Source organism: Thioalkalivibrio sp. AKL10 (genome assembly GCF_000381845.1).
Lineage (GTDB): Bacteria > Pseudomonadota > Gammaproteobacteria > Ectothiorhodospirales > Ectothiorhodospiraceae > Thioalkalivibrio > Thioalkalivibrio versutus.
In genome coordinates, this window is sequence record NZ_KB907143.1 from 618,826 (window position 1) to 636,200 (window position 17,375).

General features: G+C 66.4%; 14 protein-coding genes and 1 other RNA gene. 2 read left to right on the forward strand and 13 right to left on the reverse strand.

What is annotated here, in order from left to right:
• Positions 1-201: 201 nt before the first annotated feature.
• From G333_RS0108740 to purL, 11 genes are all read right to left on the reverse strand, one after another.
• Positions 202-1,287 (reverse strand): flagellar hook-length control protein FliK, encoded by a 1,086-nt coding sequence (locus G333_RS0108740; RefSeq protein ID WP_019628220.1) that lies wholly within the window; start codon positions 1,285-1,287, stop codon positions 202-204.
• A gap of 65 nt (positions 1,288-1,352) precedes the next feature.
• On the reverse strand, positions 1,353-1,799 hold the full coding sequence (locus tag G333_RS0108745) for a flagellar export protein FliJ (RefSeq protein ID WP_019628221.1): 447 nt from the start codon (positions 1,797-1,799) through the stop codon (positions 1,353-1,355).
• Positions 1,796-3,175 (reverse strand): FliI/YscN family ATPase, encoded by a 1,380-nt coding sequence (locus G333_RS0108750; protein ID WP_019628222.1) that lies wholly within the window; start codon positions 3,173-3,175, stop codon positions 1,796-1,798. The genes G333_RS0108745 and G333_RS0108750 overlap by 4 nt, the downstream gene beginning before the upstream one ends.
• A complete protein-coding gene (locus G333_RS0108755; RefSeq protein ID WP_019628223.1) occupies positions 3,172-3,894 on the reverse strand; it encodes a FliH/SctL family protein in 723 nt (240 codons plus the stop codon). The genes G333_RS0108750 and G333_RS0108755 overlap by 4 nt, the downstream gene beginning before the upstream one ends.
• Positions 3,891-4,901, reverse strand: coding sequence for a flagellar motor switch protein FliG (gene fliG / locus G333_RS0108760; protein WP_018145758.1), 1,011 nt, complete (start codon positions 4,899-4,901; stop codon positions 3,891-3,893). Before fliG ends, G333_RS0108755 begins: the two co-directional genes overlap by 4 nt.
• Positions 4,891-6,564: a flagellar basal-body MS-ring/collar protein FliF gene (gene fliF, locus G333_RS0108765; protein ID WP_019628224.1), complete on the reverse strand. Its 1,674-nt coding sequence runs from the start codon at positions 6,562-6,564 to the stop codon at positions 4,891-4,893. The genes fliG and fliF overlap by 11 nt, the downstream gene beginning before the upstream one ends.
• Before the next feature lie 32 nt (positions 6,565-6,596).
• Positions 6,597-6,935, reverse strand: a complete 339-nt coding sequence (gene fliE / locus G333_RS0108770) for a flagellar hook-basal body complex protein FliE (protein ID WP_018937642.1) — start codon at positions 6,933-6,935, stop codon at positions 6,597-6,599.
• A gap of 113 nt (positions 6,936-7,048) precedes the next feature.
• On the reverse strand, positions 7,049-8,407 hold the full coding sequence (locus tag G333_RS0108775) for a sigma-54-dependent Fis family transcriptional regulator (RefSeq protein WP_019628225.1): 1,359 nt from the start codon (positions 8,405-8,407) through the stop codon (positions 7,049-7,051).
• Between the two features lie 211 nt (positions 8,408-8,618).
• Positions 8,619-9,998 carry a sigma-54-dependent Fis family transcriptional regulator gene (locus G333_RS0108780; RefSeq protein ID WP_026330429.1) on the reverse strand — a complete coding sequence of 460 codons (1,380 nt, stop codon included), beginning with the start codon at positions 9,996-9,998 and terminating at the stop codon, positions 8,619-8,621.
• 93 nt (positions 9,999-10,091) lie between these two features.
• Entirely contained in the window at positions 10,092-10,628 is a 537-nt protein-coding gene (locus G333_RS0108785) for a PilZ domain-containing protein (protein WP_019628226.1), read from the reverse strand.
• 60 nt (positions 10,629-10,688) lie between these two features.
• The gene (purL, locus tag G333_RS0108790; protein ID WP_019628227.1) at positions 10,689-14,564 is read right to left on the reverse strand and encodes a phosphoribosylformylglycinamidine synthase; all 3,876 of its coding nucleotides are present in this window, start codon (positions 14,562-14,564) and stop codon (positions 10,689-10,691) included.
• 133 nt (positions 14,565-14,697) lie between these two features.
• Between purL and ssrA the strand changes: the two genes are divergently transcribed.
• Positions 14,698-15,058: a transfer-messenger RNA gene (ssrA, locus tag G333_RS14755) on the forward strand.
• Positions 15,059-15,117: 59 nt separating this feature from the next.
• The gene (locus G333_RS0108795; protein ID WP_019628228.1) at positions 15,118-15,537 is read left to right on the forward strand and encodes a secondary thiamine-phosphate synthase enzyme YjbQ; all 420 of its coding nucleotides are present in this window, start codon (positions 15,118-15,120) and stop codon (positions 15,535-15,537) included.
• A gap of 372 nt (positions 15,538-15,909) precedes the next feature.
• On the opposite strand, the gene G333_RS0108805 is transcribed toward G333_RS0108795, so the two are convergent.
• Positions 15,910-16,368, reverse strand: a complete 459-nt coding sequence (locus tag G333_RS0108805) for a hypothetical protein (RefSeq protein WP_026340931.1) — start codon at positions 16,366-16,368, stop codon at positions 15,910-15,912.
• A gap of 607 nt (positions 16,369-16,975) precedes the next feature.
• Positions 16,976-17,375 (reverse strand): integrase core domain-containing protein (locus G333_RS0108810; protein WP_019628231.1); only part of this gene is annotated, 400 nt, incomplete at its 5' end.

Here is a 17,375-nt window from a genome sequence, read left to right on the forward strand (position 1 = left end):
GGGGAAGGAAGGACACTTCGGGGGAAGGAACGGGCGATAACGTCAAGAATCGGCCGCCCGCCGCGCGGGAAAGACGGATTCTTGGCGGCACTCATGGAAGATCGCTACGACAGAGAAAGACGCCCGATGGGGCAGGTCACGGATACCGCCGGCCGCCCATCGGATATCGCAAGACAAGACCGAGCCCGCGCCGGGCTCGCCTCAGGCAAACAGATCCAGGCGCCGATTCAGCATCGAGAGCGTGCTGCCGCCATTCTCGTTGTCTTCGGCCTCGTCCAGTTCCGAAGCGGTCCCGGCGGCGGCCTGGCGCTCATCCTGCTCGGCCTGCTCCTCGGCCGCCTGGTCGGAGACGGTCGCGTCCTCGAGCATCAGCCCGCTCTCGGCGAGGCTGTCGCGCAAGCGCGGCATGGCCGCCTCCAGCACCTCGCGGGTCACCGGATTGGCACTGATGAACTGGATGCTTGTGCGGTCACCCTCGACCAGCACCCGAATATCCAGACTGCCCAGCTGCGGGGGATGCAGCTTGAGCTCGGTTCGTCCACCCTGTGCCTGGGCGAGCATGCGCACCTGATCGGCCAGCTCGCGGGCCCCGTTGGGCTGCTGCAGGAGCCGGGTCAGGTCCAGTCGCGGCAACGCGCGTGCAGCGTCCGCCCCCTCGACCTGGCCACCGGCGAGAGCCGGCAGGACGCCCCCCAGGGGATCGGTACGCCCCCGACGCGACTCGTCCCCGCCCTGGGTCATCCACTGGGCGAGGACATCGAGCACACCGTCCCGCGACAGCCCGCCCTGCGCGCCCAGCAGTTCGGGCTTCAGTGCGGCCAGGCCGTCGCGCCCGCCCGCCGCCTGGCTGGCCTCGACAAACAGGCGCATGACGGCTGCAGGCAGGGGCTTGACCGGCAACGCCTGGCCCTCGGCACCCCCGCGGCCAGAGACGCCCGCCTCCCAACGGGCGGTATCCATGCGCCCCGGTTCCTGCACTCTCGCCATCAGGCTGGCGACCGGCAAGCCCTTGCCACCCGCCTCGTCGCCCGCGGCGAAACCCTGCCCGTCGAGTAGATCCTGCAACCGCGCCAGCATGGCTTCCAGATCGAGCCCTTCCAGCTCGTCCCCGGGCACGCCCAGGTTCGCCAGCAAGGCCTCCATCTGCGGCTCCAGAACCGCGAGGAACCCCTCGCCGTCCTTCCCTTTCAGCCCCTTCAGGCCGTCCAGGTCCTGCAGCGATGCCTCGCCGCCCAGCAATTGCAGCAGCGGCAGCATGCCCTGACCGGTGTTCTGTGTCGCGATCATCTCCGAATCCTCGGTGTGCCGGGCGAATCCCCGGGCCCTTGCCCTAATCGATAGTCACGGTCCATTCAAGAACCTTGCCAACGCGACGCTTCCTCGCGCGCATGAGCCTGCCGCGTGGCCCACAAATCCTGTTCGGTTTGCTGGCGCCGGGCGCCGTGTTGCGCCGTCTCGGCCTTCCGGCGTTGCAGCAGCTTTTCCAGCGACAGGCTGTTGCGGTGGCGCTCCAGCCACTCCTGGCGCGCGGTCTCCACCTGCGACTCCGCCGCCTGAATGCGCAGGTCCTGTTGCTCCAGCGCCGAGCGCAACTGGTCGCGCATGCCCGCCAACCACTTGAGGGCGTTGGCGTCATCCGGCAGGGTCGCCTGCAGATACTCGCGCTGATAGGTTTCCAGGCGCTCGCGCTGACCGGCAATGCCATCCAGTTGCTGCAGACGTTCACCCAACTGGCGGGTGGCCTCGCTCTCCTCGATCCGGCGCAGGCGCAACAGTCGTTCCAGGCGCTTCGGGTTCATGCCGCCCCGCCAACCAGCGCCAGCAGGTCATCCCGCGCCCGGTCAAAGCCGACGGCCTCGTCGCGACCCTGCGCCAGATACGCCTCGAGGCGCTCGTGCATCGCCACTGCCTCGTCCAGATGCGGGTCGGCACCCTTGCGATAGGCCCCGACCGCGATCAGATCGCGGTTCTGCATATAGGTGGCGGAGAGTCCGCGGAAGCGTCGCGCCGCGCGCTCGTGTTCCGGCGAGATCAGCGAAGACATCACGCGCGAGACCGATGCACCGATGTCGATCGCCGGGTAGCGCCCGGTCTCTGCCACCTCGCGCGACAGCACGACATGGCCGTCCAGGATCGCGCGCGCGGCGTCCACGATCGGATCGTTCTGGTCATCGCCCTCGGCGAGCACGGTATAGAAGGCGGTAATCGAGCCGCCCCCTACGTCGCCGTTGCCAGCGCGCTCCACCAGTTGCGGCAGGCGCGCAAATACCGATGCCGCATACCCCTTGGAGGCCGGCGGCTCGCCGATCGCCATCGCGATCTCGCGGGCGCCCTGGGCAAAGCGGGTCAGGGAGTCCATCAGCAACAGCACGTGCAGGCCCTGGTCGCGGAAATGCTCCGCCACCGCAGTGGCCACCCAGGCCCCGTGCTGGCGCAGCAGCGGCGACTGGTCGGCCGGCACCGCGACCACCACCGTGCGCGTGCGCGATTCCTCGTCGAGAATCTCGTGGATGAACTCGTTCACTTCCCGACCGCGCTCGCCGATCAGTCCGACCACGATCACGTCAGCCGTCGTGTTACGCGTCATCATCCCCAGCAGCACACTCTTGCCGACCCCGGATCCGGCGAACAGACCGAGGCGCTGACCACGACCCACCGACAGCAGACCATTGATTGCCCGGATCCCAACATCCAGCGGCTCACGTACCGGTGCGCGTTGCAGCGGGTTGATCGGCCGCCCGGCCAACAGCCCAAACTCATGGGTACGGATTGGGCCTTTTCCGTCCAGCGGCTGCCCGTTGGCATCGATCACGCGGCCCAGCAACCCCTCCCCGACCGGAATCTGACGCTGGTTGTCCAGCGGTTCGATGCGCGCGCCGGGCGTCAGGCCCGCCGCGATCTCCTCGGGCATCAGGAACGTGCGTTCATTCTGGAAACCGACGACCTCGGCCGGCACCGTGTCTCCGTTCTCGCCGTGGATCAGCGCGCGCCCCCCTATGGGCAAGCGCAGGCCTTCCGCCTCCAGCGTCAGGCCGGTCAGGCGCGAAAGGTGACCCTCCGACTGCGGCGGATTGACCCGCTCGACCCGCCCGCGCGACTGCTGCAGACGACCCAGCAAGCCGCTATTCAGCCGCTCCCGGCCCTTGCGGCGCACCTCGTCGATCGGGGTACTCATGAATCCTCCGGGGCCGCGCTGTCCACGGAATTGGCGGACTGGTGATCTTCCTCGTCGGGTGCGCTGTCCATCTCCGGATACTCGCCATCCCAGAGGGCTTCCACCGCGTGCTGCAGACGCCGCTCGAGACTTGCGTCGACACTTGCCGCGCCCGATTCGAGGCGGCAGCCGCCGCGCGCCAGGCCCGCGTCCGGGACCCAGGTGATGCGCGCATCCGCCCGCTCACCATAGGCCTCCACCAGCGCCTGGTCCTCCGGGTTCAAGTGCACCCGAACCTCCTGGTTGCGCCCGGGAAGCTGGGCCAATGCCCCCTCCAGGACCGTCCGGATCTGCTCCGGTCGCGTCTCCAACTCGCTCTGGACGACCTTGCGTGCAAGCGCCGTCACCAGCGCCAACAACTCCGGCTCCAGGGCATCCGCGGCATCCGCCAGGGGATCAGCAAGGCCGCCGGCCACGGATTCCAGCATGGCGACCGTCTCGCGCAGTTTCTTGTCCTCGCGCGCCCGGGTGGCCTTCTCGGCCTCTTTCTTGCCAAGCTCATGCCCCTCGGCATAACCGCCCTCGAACCCGTTCTTGCGGGCTTCGTCCTCGATCTCCTCGATCTCGGCGGCCGTCGGCAGGCGACGCGGGGGATGGACCCCATTGTCACCAATCTCCGGCGGCTCCCAAAGCGATGCCGCCGCGTCGGTGTAAAGCCTGGCCGCCGGGCCATCGGTCACAACATCGCCTCGCTACCACCGCCACCCAGCACGATATCGCCGTTCTCCGCAAGCCGGCGGGCCACGGACAGGATCTCCTTCTGCGCGCCCTCGACCTCGCTGACCCGGACCGGGCCCTTGGCCTCGAGGTCCTCGCGCAGCATCTCGGCCGCGCGCTTGGACATGTTGCGGAAGATCTTGTCCTTCATGTCGTCGTCGGCACCCTTCATGGCAAGCACCAGCGATTCCGTCTGGATCTCGCGCATCAGCGTCTGGATACCGCGGTCGTCGATCTCCACCAGGTTCTCGAACACGAACATCTCTTCCTCGATCCGCGAACCCAGATCGGAATCGGACTCCTTGATCGTATCCATGATCTCCGCCTCCCGTGAGCCCTCCATCAAGTTCATGATGTTGGCCGCCGAACGCACGCCACCCAGCATCGACGTCTTGCTCGCGGCATTGCCGGAAAGCTGACGGTCGAGGATCTCGTCCAGCTCCTGCAGGGCCTGGGGCTGGACGCCATCCATGGTCGCAATGCGCATCACGATGTCGGACTGCACCCGCGCGGGCAGGTACTGCAGGGTGTCCGAGGCCTGGTCGGAGTCGAGGTGGGAAAGCACAATCGCCACGATCTGCGGGTGCTCGTTGCGCAGCATGTCCGCGATCGCCCGCGGGTCCAGCCACTTGAGTGCCTCGATCCCCTTGGAATTGCGTCCCAGCAGGATGCGGTCGATCAGGCCCGAGGCCTTGTCACCCAGCGCGCTCTCCATGACGCTGCGCACGTACTCGTCGGCACCCACCCCCAGCGCCGTCTGTTCCTGCACGTGAGTGGAGAACTCGTGCAGCGCCGCGTTCACGTCACTGCGCGAAATGCGGTCCATGGAGGCCATCGCGGTGCCAATCTTCTGCACCTCCTTGGGCCCCATGTGGCGCATGACCTCGGCGGCGGCGTCCTCGCCGAGGCTCATCATGAACACGGCGGCGCGCTCGGCACCTTCCTGTTTGGCGTTCTTGTCAGCGGCCATCGTCACCCAACCACGTCTTCATCACCTGTGCCACGCGCTTGGGGTCCTCGCGGACCATCTCGCGCACCGCCTCCAGATCCATCTCCTGCTGGTCCGGCCCCTTGGGGCCAGTCAGCGCAGCCACGGCCGAACCCTCGCCCTGGCCCATTGCCATGCCCGTCTCGCTGCCGCCTGACTCGTCGGTCAGCGCCTCGCGATCTTCCTCGCGCCGCGGCGGCGGAGCCGGCCGCTTCATCAGATGTTTCATCGCCGGACGCACCACCGTCAACAGGATAATCAGAGCCAGCAGCAATGCCGCCACGATCTTGACCACCTCGAGGAACCAGGGTTGTTCCCAGAACGCGATTTCGTCCGCCGCCACCGCCTCGATGGGCGCTTCGAACGGGGCGGTCACTACATTGATCGTATCCCCCCGTTCGGCATTGAATCCTACCGCCTCGCGCACCAGCGCCTCGATGCGTTGCAGTTCCTCCGCATCCCTCGCCACCTGCACGGTCTCGCCGTCCTCGTTGACCTCCTGGCGGAAGTCCACCACCACGGCCGTGGACACGCGCTGCACGCCGCCCGGCATCTCGCGGATATGGTTGATGCGGCGATCCACCTCGTAGTTGCGGGTGATATTGGTGCTGCGGCTGCCCGGGAGCGCCGCGGGCGGGCCCTCACCCTCCTCGCCTTCCTCGCCGACCACCCCACCGGCGGGGGGCTGGTTGGTCAGCGCCCCGGGGACACCCCCGATACCGCCCTCGGGTCCGGTGCGCTCGTCCTCGCGGGTCTGCTCGGACCGCAAGGCAATCGTCTCGGGATCGTACAACTCCTCGGTGCGCTCCACCTGCGAGAAGTCGATGTCCGCGTTCACCTGCACCCGGACCTTGTCGCGCCCGACGATCGGAATCAGCAGGTCACGGATACGGTCGGTATAGCGGGTCTCCACGTCGCGGGTGAAACTCAGGCGGTCACCACTGCGACCCATGCCCGACTCGCCGCCATCCTGCGTCAGGAGCGTCCCGCTTTGGTCCACCACGGTGACCCGTTCAGGCTCCAGATCAGAGGTGCTGGACGCGACCAGGTGCACGATCGCACCGACCTGCGACTCGCTCAGGGACCGCCCACCGCGCAGGTGCACGACCACCGACGCGCTGGCCGGGCGCCGATCACGCACGAACACCGACTGCTCACCCTCGGCAATGTGCACACGCGCCCGGTCCACCGCATTCAGCGACGCCACGGTACGCGCCAGTTCGCCCTCCATCGCCCGATGGTGGCGCGCCCCCTCGATCATCCGGCTCGTACCCAGGCCGGTATCCTCCTGCAGCAGCTCGAAGCCCATGTCGCCGGAACGTGGCAGGCCTTCGCCGGCCAGCTGCAGTCGCGCGCCCGCCACCTCGCCCTGGGGCACCTTCACCTGCCCCGTCGTGGAATCGACCTGATACTGGATACCGGCCTGCGAAAGGACTTGCACGACCTCCGCCGCATCCTCCGCATCCATGCGCGGAAATAGCGGTACGTAGGTCGGCCGCAACGCCCAGTACAGCAGCGCCACGATCACCACAATGGCACCCGCCAGCATCCCGATCAGGGCCAGCTGGCGGCCCGCAGGCATCCCGTTGAACTCCTTGATCCCGCCGGTCACCACCGCGGGAAGGGATTGTGCATTTTCGGCCATCGTCCGTTCTCTCCCTCAGCCCGATCGGCCGATCAGACCTGCATCCGCATGATTTCCTGATACGCCGTCAGCAGACGATTGCGCACCTGGTTGGTCGCCTCGAAGGCGATGCTCGACTTGCTCATCGCGGTCATCACCTGCGGCAGGCTCACGTTGTCGTCGCCCAGCTCGAAGCGCGTCTGCAGATCGGTCGCCTGCTGCTGCACCTGATTGACACCCCGCAGCGACTCCGTCAGCACGTTCTGGAAGTCCGCGCCGCCGACGCGCTGGGGTTCGCGCGTTTGCTGGGCCGCATTCGTGTTCTCCACGCCGTTGGCTTGCGTCAGTTGACGCATTTGCTGCAGGACGTTCTGGATCTGCATCTCGCTCATGCTCACTACCCCCGGGGCGTCTTGTTACGCCGGCCGACCGACCACGAAGGGCCCGCCGTATTTTCGTGTTCGACAGAAACTCTCTAGCAATCCATATGCCAGGCGACGGCACACTAGCCCGACGCGGGCACCGCAAAGCCGTGCTCGCGCAGACGCGCAATCTTGTAACGCAATGTTCTGGGGCTGATTCCCAGCCGGTCGGCCGCCTCCTTGCGCCGCCCGCCGGACTCGCGCAGGACGTTCATGATCACCCTGCTCTCCTGCGTCTGCAGGGTCTGCTCCAGCATCGGTGTCGGGTTCTCGTCATCCGGTATCGATTGCGCCCCGGTGGTCACCTCGCCGGCCCCGGTACTCCAGGGGTTCACCATGTCCGCATCCAGCCAAACCGACTCTGCACTCACCTGCGGATCCGCGTTGTCATGCAATGTGACCGCGCGTTCCATCACGTTCGCCAGTTCGCGCACGTTGCCCGGCCAGTCGTGTTCGCGCAGCCGTCGTTGTGCGCCGTCATCCAGGGTCTGGAGCTGGCCGCCACTCAGGCGTCGGAGCAACGCCTCGGCCAAGGGCACAATATCTTCCGCACGCTCGCGCAGTGGCGGGATGCACAGGGGAAAGACGTTCAGTCGGTAGTACAGGTCTTCACGCAAATGCCCTTCGGCCACGGCCGCGCGCAAATCGCGATTGGAGGTCGCGATCACGCGCACGTCCACGCGCTGCGGCCGCCGCCCGCCCAGGGGCTCGACCTCGCGCTCCTGCAGCGCACGCAGCAGCTTTGCCTGCAAATGCACCGGGATCTCCGTCACTTCGTCCAGCAGCAATGTGCCGCCGTCAGCCCGCACAAACTTGCCCGGTCGCGCCTCGACCGCGCCGGTAAAGGCGCCCTTGGCATGCCCGAAGAGCATCGCCTCAAGCATCGCCTCGGGCAGTGCGGCGCAGTTGATCGCTTCGAATGGTCCCCGTCGCCGCGGCGAGCGCGCGTGCAGCTGCCGCGCCAGGACCTCCTTGCCCACCCCCGACTCACCGGTAACGAAGACGGTTGCCGTGCTGCCGGCAATGCGCGTCACGAAGCGATCGATGCCACGCATCACGGGACTGCGTGTCACCAATGCAGGGACCTCGAGCGACGGCTCCGGCCGCACTCGCGGACGCAGCCACCCGGCCAGCTCGTCCGCCATCCGCGGGAGCGCGAAGTGCGCCTCCAGCCCATGTCGCATCGCAGCCAGCTCCTGATCCTGGCTTGCGTCGCGGCTGACTGCCGCCAGTGCTGCCGTGGCTTGGCTCAGGGCATCCCGGGACACGTCCGCAGGATGCGCCAGCAGGATGACCGCCGGGGCGGACACCTCCAGGGATTGCACCAGCGCGTCGGCAGTACACGTCTGCAGACGCACCCGCGGGATCGTGGCCAGCACCTGGACCACGGCCTCTCGTAGTTCGGGTTCGGCATCCACCAGCAGGATCGTGGCTCGCGACATGAAGTTCTTCCCGTATCGATTCGGGGAAGATCTAGCAAACATCGCGCCAGCAATGCAGGCGATTCGTTTATAAAGGGTTTTTCTGGATCGCCCCGGGGTTCGTCAAGCCTATGACGCTGGGGCCACCCATCTCGGCTCCATCGAGTGACGGGATTCCGTCCACTTGAGCGCACCGATTTCCGGGCGCGTTCACGCCCGCATTCGCGTCTTCTCAGGCCTTGCCCAGCCCGAACTTACGCATACGCTCAACCAGCGTGGTCCGCCGCATGCCCAGACGTCGAGCGGCGCGCGCCACCACGTGCCCGGTCTCATCCAGGGCGCGGGTGATCATGTCGCGTTCCAGGTCGTTGAGGAAGCTGCGCAGATCGACGCCCTCCGGTGGCAGACCACCGGCGAGCAGGTTGGCGCCCGCCGCGGAACCGCCTTCGAAACCATTCGGCGTAGTCGGCGGCAGGGTCAGATCCTCGATTCCGTCCGGACGAACCCGTGGCGGCAGCTGCGCCAGGTCCACCGGTAGATCCGGATAGATGATCGCAAGCTGCTCCAGCAAGTTTGCCAGCTCGCGGATATTTCCCGGCCACGCCAGTTGACCCAGGTGGGCAACCACCGCAGGGGTCAGGTGGGCGGGGGCCATACCCTGGTCGCGCAGCCGATCTTCCAGAGCGGCGATCAGCAGCGGCATGTCGCTGGTGCGTTCGCGCAGAGGTGGCAGCTCGATCGGGAATACACTCAGGCGGAAAAACAGATCCTGACGGAAACCGCCATCCGCCACCGCGTCATCCAGATTCCGGTGGGTAGCCGCGATGATTCGCGCGCGGGCCGGGATCGATTTGTTGGAACCCACCCGCTCGAACACCCGCTCCTGCAGTACGCGCAACAGTTTCACCTGCATCGGCAACGGCATGTCGCCGATCTCGTCGAGAAACAGCGTGCCATCCTCGGCCAGTTCAAACCGACCGGCGCGCGCGGTGAAGGCGCCGGTAAACGCGCCCTTCTCGTGGCCGAACAGCTCGCTCTCCAGCAGGTCCGCCGGGATGGCGCCGCAGTTGACTGCCACGAAGGGTTTATCCGCGCGGTCGGAGGCGTTGTGGATCGCGCGGGCCACCACCTCCTTGCCGGAACCGGTCTCGCCCAGAATCAGCGCCGTGGCATCGGTTCGCGCCACTTGCCCGACCAGACGCTTGACCGCCTGCATGGTCGGATGCGACCCGACCAGCCCGGGGATATCGTCGTACCCCGGCTCGCGACCGAAGCGCAGCCACTGGAGGACCTGAGAAACCCGGCCAATCGAGAGCGGATGCTCGACGATGCAATCCACCCCGTCGGCCTGCACCTTGCCACCGTCAGTCGGTTGCACGACAACCGGCGCCAAATCCCCGCGCGGCTCCTGCAGGCGTGCGGACAGCTCGGCGGCAGGCCCGCAAAGCCACACGGCTGCGGCGGGTGTGCCATCCATCAGGTCAGTGGGGTTGGTGTGGGTCTCGGCCACGCAGCCGAGGCAGTTCAGGATCGCCTGTGTTGCGTCCGTGGCTCCTGCATCGCCGCTAAGTGCAATGCGCATCGCCTGTTGTTGTTCCCCCGAACCCCGCATACCGTTGTGCCCCGACTGCCGCGATCGGATGCGCCCGCCCGGGAAACGCCCCGGCCGGCATCCAATGGTGTGATCGAGTTCGCAGTATCGAGCCTATTTGTGATTGCCGTCAACTTTCTGGCGTTTCCCGGCGACCTCGCGGCGATGCAAGCGAAAGATCCAGCGACCGATCGCCTCTTCCAGGGGACCTTCGACCCCCGTCCAGCGGGTCATCTGCAAGCCTCCACGTGTCGTCGGACTTTCGACGCCTAGCACGCACGGCTGGGGCAACAGGCGGCTGAGGTAGACCTCCACGCGCTCACAACCCTCCGGCAACGTGCCTGCGGGCAGCACAATCCCGTGGCCACTGAGCGTCGCCTCCACCGGATCGGGACGCTCGGGGTGGAGCGACTCTGCGACCAGGTGCAACAACAGGTCCAGCTTGTGTTCCAGGCGCTGCACCTCGGGCGAAGTCTCGTCCTCGTGCGGCATCGCGCCGCGTGGATGGGCGGCGTCGAACAGGTCCAGGTTTTCGATGAGGCGCTGCGCCAGCACCGGATCGGTGGCGGGCCGGACCGACGGACCAATCATCAGCGCGGTCGTCACACGCAGGTCATCTCCGAGAATCTCGTCCTGACTGGCGTCATCCATGTGCGCTCCCGCCTCCCTCGTCGCCGGAACAAATGTTTCCGTTATAGACCATGGTGGGCCTTAGCCGACAAATACCCGGGCATTGCGGAACAGCCGCAACCACGGGCCCTCCTCGCCCCAGTCCGCCGGGTGCCAGCTATGCTGCACACTGCGGAACACCCGTTCTGGATGCGGCATCATGATCAGGGCCCGCCCATCCTCGCTGGCGAAACCTGTGGCCCCGCCGGCAGAACCATTCGGGTTGGCCGGATAAACCGTCGCCGGGGTGTCGTCGGCCTCCACGTAGCGCAGGGTGGCCTGATCGTGGACCGGCACACCGTCAGCGTAGCGGGTGCGTCCCTCGCCATGCGAGACCACGACCGGCAACACCGAGCCGGCCATTCCGTCGAGCAGCACGGCCGGGCCCGGCTCGATGCGCACCTGCGACAGGCGCGCCTCGAACTGCTCGGACCGGTTGCGCACAAAGCGCGGCCAGTGATCCGCTCCCGGGATCAGCGGCGCGAGATGCGAAAGCATCTGACAGCCGTTGCAGACCCCCAGCGTGAAGGTCTCGGGACGCTCGAAGAACCCCTGGAAGGCATCCCGCAGAGCCGGATGATTCAGGATCGTCTGCGCCCAGCCGCCGCCGGCACCCAGCACGTCGCCGTAGGAAAACCCGCCGCAGACGGCCATCCCCTGCATCGAGCCCAGATCCTGGCGCCCATCCAGCAGGTCAGTCATGTGCACGTCCACCGGGGCAAACCCGGCGCGCTCGAACGCCGCCGCCATCTCCAGCTGCCCGTTGACCCCCTGCTCGCGCAGGATCGCAATGCGCGGACGTTCGCCGCGCGCGATCATCGGGGCGACCACATCCTCGGCCGGATCGAAATTCACCCGTGGCTGCAGACCGCCATCGGCATCCACCCGCGCGAGCTCCTCGTCGGCACACTCCGGATCATCGCGCAGCCGCTGCATCCGCGCCGAGGTCTCCTGCCACTGACGCTGCAGACCGGCACGGTCACCGGTGTACAGATCCCGCCCGTCCTGGCGGATGGCGATCTGTTCGTCCTCGCGCAGGCGCGCCACCGGGTGCAGGTGCGCCTCCAGCCCCGCCTCCGCGAAGGCGTCGCGCAGCGCGGACTCGGCACCCGCAGCCATCTGGACCACCGCACCCAGTTCCTCGTTGAACAGCCAGGCCGCTACCGGCTGGCCGCCAGGGATCTCCACATCGAGCCCACAGCGCCCGGCGAAGGCCATCTCCAGCAGGGTCGTGACCAGTCCGCCGTCGGAGCGGTCATGGTAGGCGCGCAACAGGCCGTTGCGGCGCAGGGTGCCGATGGCATCGAAGAAGGCGCGCAGGCGGGCGGCATCCACCACGTCCGGGGCGGTCTCGCCGATATGCCCGTAGCCCTGAGCCAGCGCCGAGCCGCCCATGCGCGTGCGGCCTTCGCCCAGATCGATCAGCCACAGCCGATCGTCCGCAGCCGGATCCGGCTGCGGCGTCAGGGTCCGGCGGGCATCCGCGACCCGGGCAAAGCCCGACACGATCAGCGATACCGGCGCGTGCATGTGCCGCGCCTGCCCGTCCTCGGTCTCCCATACCGTGCGCATGGACAGCGAGTCCTTGCCCACCGGGATCGATATCCCCAGCGCCGGACACAGGTCCTCGGCAATGGCGCGCACGGTGTCGAACAGGTTGGCGTCCTCGCCCGGTACCCCGGCGGCGGCCATCCAGTTGGCCGAAAGGCGAATCGCATCCGTGCCGCCGATATCGGCCCCGGCCAGGTTGGTCACCACCTCGCCGATCGCCATGCGCCCGGAGGCCGGCGCCGACAGGATCGCGAGCGGCGTGCGCTCGCCCATGGCCATCGCCTCGCCGGTATACCCATCGAAATCCGTCAGCGTGACGGCGCAGTCCGCCACCGGCACCTGCCAGGGACCGACCATCTGATCGCGCGCGACCAGCCCTCCCACGCTGCGATCCCCGATCGTGATCAGGAAGTGCTTGGCCGCGACCGAAGGCATGTGCAGCACGCGCTCCAGCGCCTCCGCCAACGGACAGGCCTCGGGGTCGAAGTCCGTCACCGGCGGCGCCCGGCGGCGGTCCTCGCGGGTCATCAACGGCATCTTGCCCAGCAACATGCCCATGGGCATATCCACCGGCGGCTCGTGGAACAGGTCGTCCTCGACCTTCAGGTGCCCCTCGTCCGTGGCCTCGCCCACCACCGCGAACGGGGCGCGCTCACGCGCCGCCAGGGTACGGAAGGTCTCCAGATGTTCGCGGGCAATTGCCAGCACGTAGCGTTCCTGCGCCTCGTTGCACCACAGCTCCATCGGCGACAGACCCGGCTCGGCCGTCGGCAGGTCGCGCAGCTGGATCACCCCGCCGCGCCCGGCGTCGTCCAGGATCTCCGGAATGGCGTTGGACAACCCGCCCGCACCCACGTCGTGGATCGACAGGATGGGGTTGCCGGCCCCCAGGGCCGTGCACCGGTCGATCACTTCCTGGCAGCGCCGCTCCATCTCCGGGTTGCCACGCTGCACCGAGGCGAAGTCCAGCTGCTCCGAACTCGCCCCGCTCGCCATGGACGAGGCCGCCCCGCCGCCCAGACCGATCAGCATCGCGGGACCGCCCAGGACGACGATCGGGGTACCGGCCGGCACATCCTGCTTGTGCACGTGCTCGCCCCGGATCGACCCGACCCCACCGGCCAGCATGATCGGCTTGTGATAGCCGTACAGGGTCTCGCCGCCCGCGGCATCCGGCAGCGCCATCTCCAGCGTACGGAAGTAGCCAGCCAGCGCCGGCCGCCCGAACTCGTTATTAAAGGCAGCCGCGCCGATCGGGCCATCCAGCATGATCTGGCGCGCGCTCTCGATCCGGCCAGGGCGGCCAAAATCCCGCTCCCAGGGCTGTTCGAAGCCGGGAATGCGCAGGTTGGACACGGAGAACCCGGTCAGCCCCGCCTTGGGCTTGGACCCCTGTCCCGTCGCGCCCTCGTCGCGGATCTCGCCACCGGAGCCGGTGGCAGCCCCGGGAAACGGGGAGATCGCGGTCGGATGGTTATGCGTCTCGACCTTCATCAGGATCGCCAGATCCAGCGCCTCGCGACGATACTCGCCGGTAATTGCATCCGGCATCAGGCGCGTCCCTTCATGCCCGGCGATGACCGATGCGTTATCACTATAGGCGGACAGCACGCCCTCGGGATGGCGCGCATGGGTCTGGCGAATCATCCCGAACAGCGTGCGCTCGTCGGCCTCGCCGTCCAGCACCCAGGCGGCATTGAAGATCTTGTGCCGGCAGTGTTCCGAGTTGGCCTGCGCGAACATCATCAGTTCGGCATCGGTCGGCGCGCGCCCCAGCGCGGAGAACCCATCGGCCAGGTAATCGATCTCGTCCGGGGACAGCGCCAGGCCCAGTTCGCCATTGGCGCGCTCCAGCGCCGCGCGGGCATCCTCGCCGAGCTCCACACGCCCCAGCGACCGTGGCGTCTCGTGGTGAAAGAGTTGGGCCGCGGCCGCCGGATCCTCGATCACCGCGTCGGTCATGCGATCATGGAGCAGGTCGGCCAGCGCCTCCAAATCGGCCCTCGCCGCTGCTTCGCCCCCGATCTGCCAGTGGATGCCGCGCTCGATCCGCTCGACCGCGTCCTCCAGCCCGGCATGGTGCGCAATCTCGGTGGCCTTGGACGACCACGGGCTGATCGTGCCAAAGCGCGGGATCACCACCAGTTCGCGTTGCACCGCAAACTCGGGGGCCTCCCAGGCATCGCCCTCGCGCAGCAGGCGCGCCAGCACCGCCTCCTCGTCCGGACTCAGCCGACGGCGAGTCGCCACGAAATAGATGAACCGTGCCGCCAGCGGGCCGGCGCCCGGTACGCTTGCCCGCAGCCCTGCCTCCAGAGCCCGCAGCCGAAACGGCGAGACCGCCGCGCCCCCTTCCACAACCCGCATTGCGCTTCCTCGAAACCGGACGTACCGAAAGCCGCGCATTGTACCGGAGGCGCCTGCCGCGCGGGACCGGTACGTGGCAGCAATTGCGCTGGTTGGGGAACTCCCAATGCGTTACCCTGTCCATGTAGTACTTGGGGGCGACATGGCTTCGACGCGGGTCGCGAAACCTGAGGTGCATGCCGAGGCTGTAGTGGACCTCGTTAAAACCACTGCAAAAAAATAGTTGCCAACGACGACAACTACGCACTCGCCGCTTAAAAACCGGTAGATGCCGTCCGACTGGAGCCGTGCTTATGCGTCCAGTATCGGGCGTCGACTCTCATAAGATCGTGGTGAAGCGCGCCCGGCGTGGATCCATTAAAACTCAACCGGGATCGCCAGCTACATTCCCTGCCTGTCGGGTAGTCGCTGGTTAAATTAAAAGACAGAATAAGCATGTAGAGCCGAAGGCGGAGGTCCTGCGGACGCGGGTTCGATTCCCGCCGCCTCCACCAATTTAGATCGACCAATCAAGCGCCTACGGGCGCTTTTTTGTTTGCATTCGAGGAATCGCATGGCCGTCTACCAGGACACCCTGACCCAGCAGACCCGAGGCCGCGGAACCCAAAACATCACCACCGCCGTGGAGCACATCGTGCGCGCCTCCGGCATCACCACCGGCACCTGCCACGTCTTCCAGCACCACACCAGCGCCTCCCTGCTGGTCACCGAGAACGCCGATCCCGACGTCCGCCACGACCTGGAGACCCTGATCGCGCGCATGGCCCCGGACGGCGACCCGGCCTACCGCCACGATATGGAAGGCGACGACGACATGGCCGCCCACGCCCGCGCCATGCTCACGCACAACGATCTCACCCTCCCGGTCGGCCAGGGCCGTCTAATTCTCGGCACCTGGCAAGGCCTCTTCCTCTGGGAGCACCGCTACGCCGCCCAAACGCGCAAGCTCACGATTACGGTCCAGGGCGAGTAGAACCCGTATCGGCCCCGCTCCTGAGGAAACACAATCACCGGCTCGGCGTACATCCGCTTCAGAAAGCGCAAAAGCAAGGTTTGACCCAGTGCTCACAAGATGTCCCGGGCCTCCAAGGCCATGTAGCTGACCAAAGTCCTGTTCTTATCAGCTCCACAGATCATCTTGCCGCCCAGAAGCCACCGCCCTTGGTGGGCACCTTTGCAGAGCGCCGAGAACCCCTGGACGAAGGTTCCACCAATCTCTTCTAAGCGACTTCGGGTCGGAGGACTTTGATGCTTGCCCATCCCGACGGTCCTTCCGCATACCCTGATGCGCCTACCGTCGATTGCGGCAAGCTGAAGGCTGTCTTCTGGGCCGATGAAGGCCTACTCATCCGTTTGCAATCTTCATTGCCACTCTCTGATGGGGAGAGACAGCCTCCATTAATTGGGTAAGCCGCTTCACCGAGATCTGATACTGGCCGTTACTCGGTTTCGGTTTTCCCTCGAACTCTCGCCAGACGACTTTCCCCGGTCCGTTGTAGATTTCCGCGAAGCCGCCTTCCCGGTCCAGCTTTAGCACAAGCAGATGCTCCGGACCACTTCGAAGGCCTACGCTTTTGCCCTGAGTCGCCTTGATCTCGATCTCTCGCCCATCCTTAACGGCGTCCACGCCCGGTGAAGATGCCCGGAGGAGATCCAGCCCGTAATGATAGGCCGCGAGACACTCACCCAGACTGCCCACAAGGTGACCATCCGGCGTGAAATGCCTACCCGGAAACATCGCTTCTAGCTCCCCGACAACACGATACAACTCGCCCACCAGTCTCGGCAGATGTTCCTTATCCATGCGCAATGCCTCTCAGCTCTGTCGAAATCAGATACCGGACGTCACGTCGCGGGGAAAAGCAGGGAAACCTGCCAGTCCTCCGCCGGTATTCCGGCAGGGCTGAACAATGACCAGGGTCGGACCACGATAAGTCCCTGACTCCGGGAGTGTTATACCGACACAACCCGCCCAGTGGAGTGGAACGCGTACTCGTCGCGTTGCATGGCTCTCTTCCCTGGAATGGCCATTTGAAGACAGAAATTGCCGCTTTAAGCCCGAATTCAGGGCTCAATTCCGCATATTCTGTCGTGTTCTCCATCGGTTACCGTGGTCCGACCCCGCGTATCGCGCTTACCCTCTCCCCTGCGCCAGCTTCACCACATGCCGGCCCGCACCACGGCTCTAGCCGGTCATTTCCGCCGCAAAAACCGCCCTTCCAAGCTCCATAGAAGCGGCTACAAACCCCTTAACGCATTTCTTTACAGGCACTTACCGAGGTCCGACCCCGATATGCCATATTGTGCAGGCCCCGCCACAACGCAACGAGTCGCTGCTGGCCGTCCAGCAAATGCTCGGTAACCCGCTCTCCCTCTTCCGGCGCTCCCGGCAAGCTGTCGACTTCCCCGGATTAGGTCCACGCATAACTAGAGGTTTCCGGGGTGTGTAACTGCCGGTATTCGACCGGCGTCAGGTCCCCCAGCGCGTCGTGAGGGATGGTTTCGTTGTAGTCCTGCAGCCACTGCTCGGTGTGTTCCCGGACTTCGGTCAGCGTTCGGAAGACGTAGAGGTCCAGGACCCCGCGGCGGTAGCTGCCGTTGAACCGTTCGATGAAGTCGTTCTGCATCGGTTTGCCCGGCTGGATGAAGCTCAGTTCCACGCCGCGCTGGTCGGCCCAGTCGGCGATCGCGGCCGAGACGAACTCGGGGCCATTATCGAGCCGGAGCTGCTGCGGATAGCCCCGCCAGGCGGCAATACGCTCCAGCACCCGGATCACACGGGGTGCGGGCAGATTCAGATCGATCTCCACG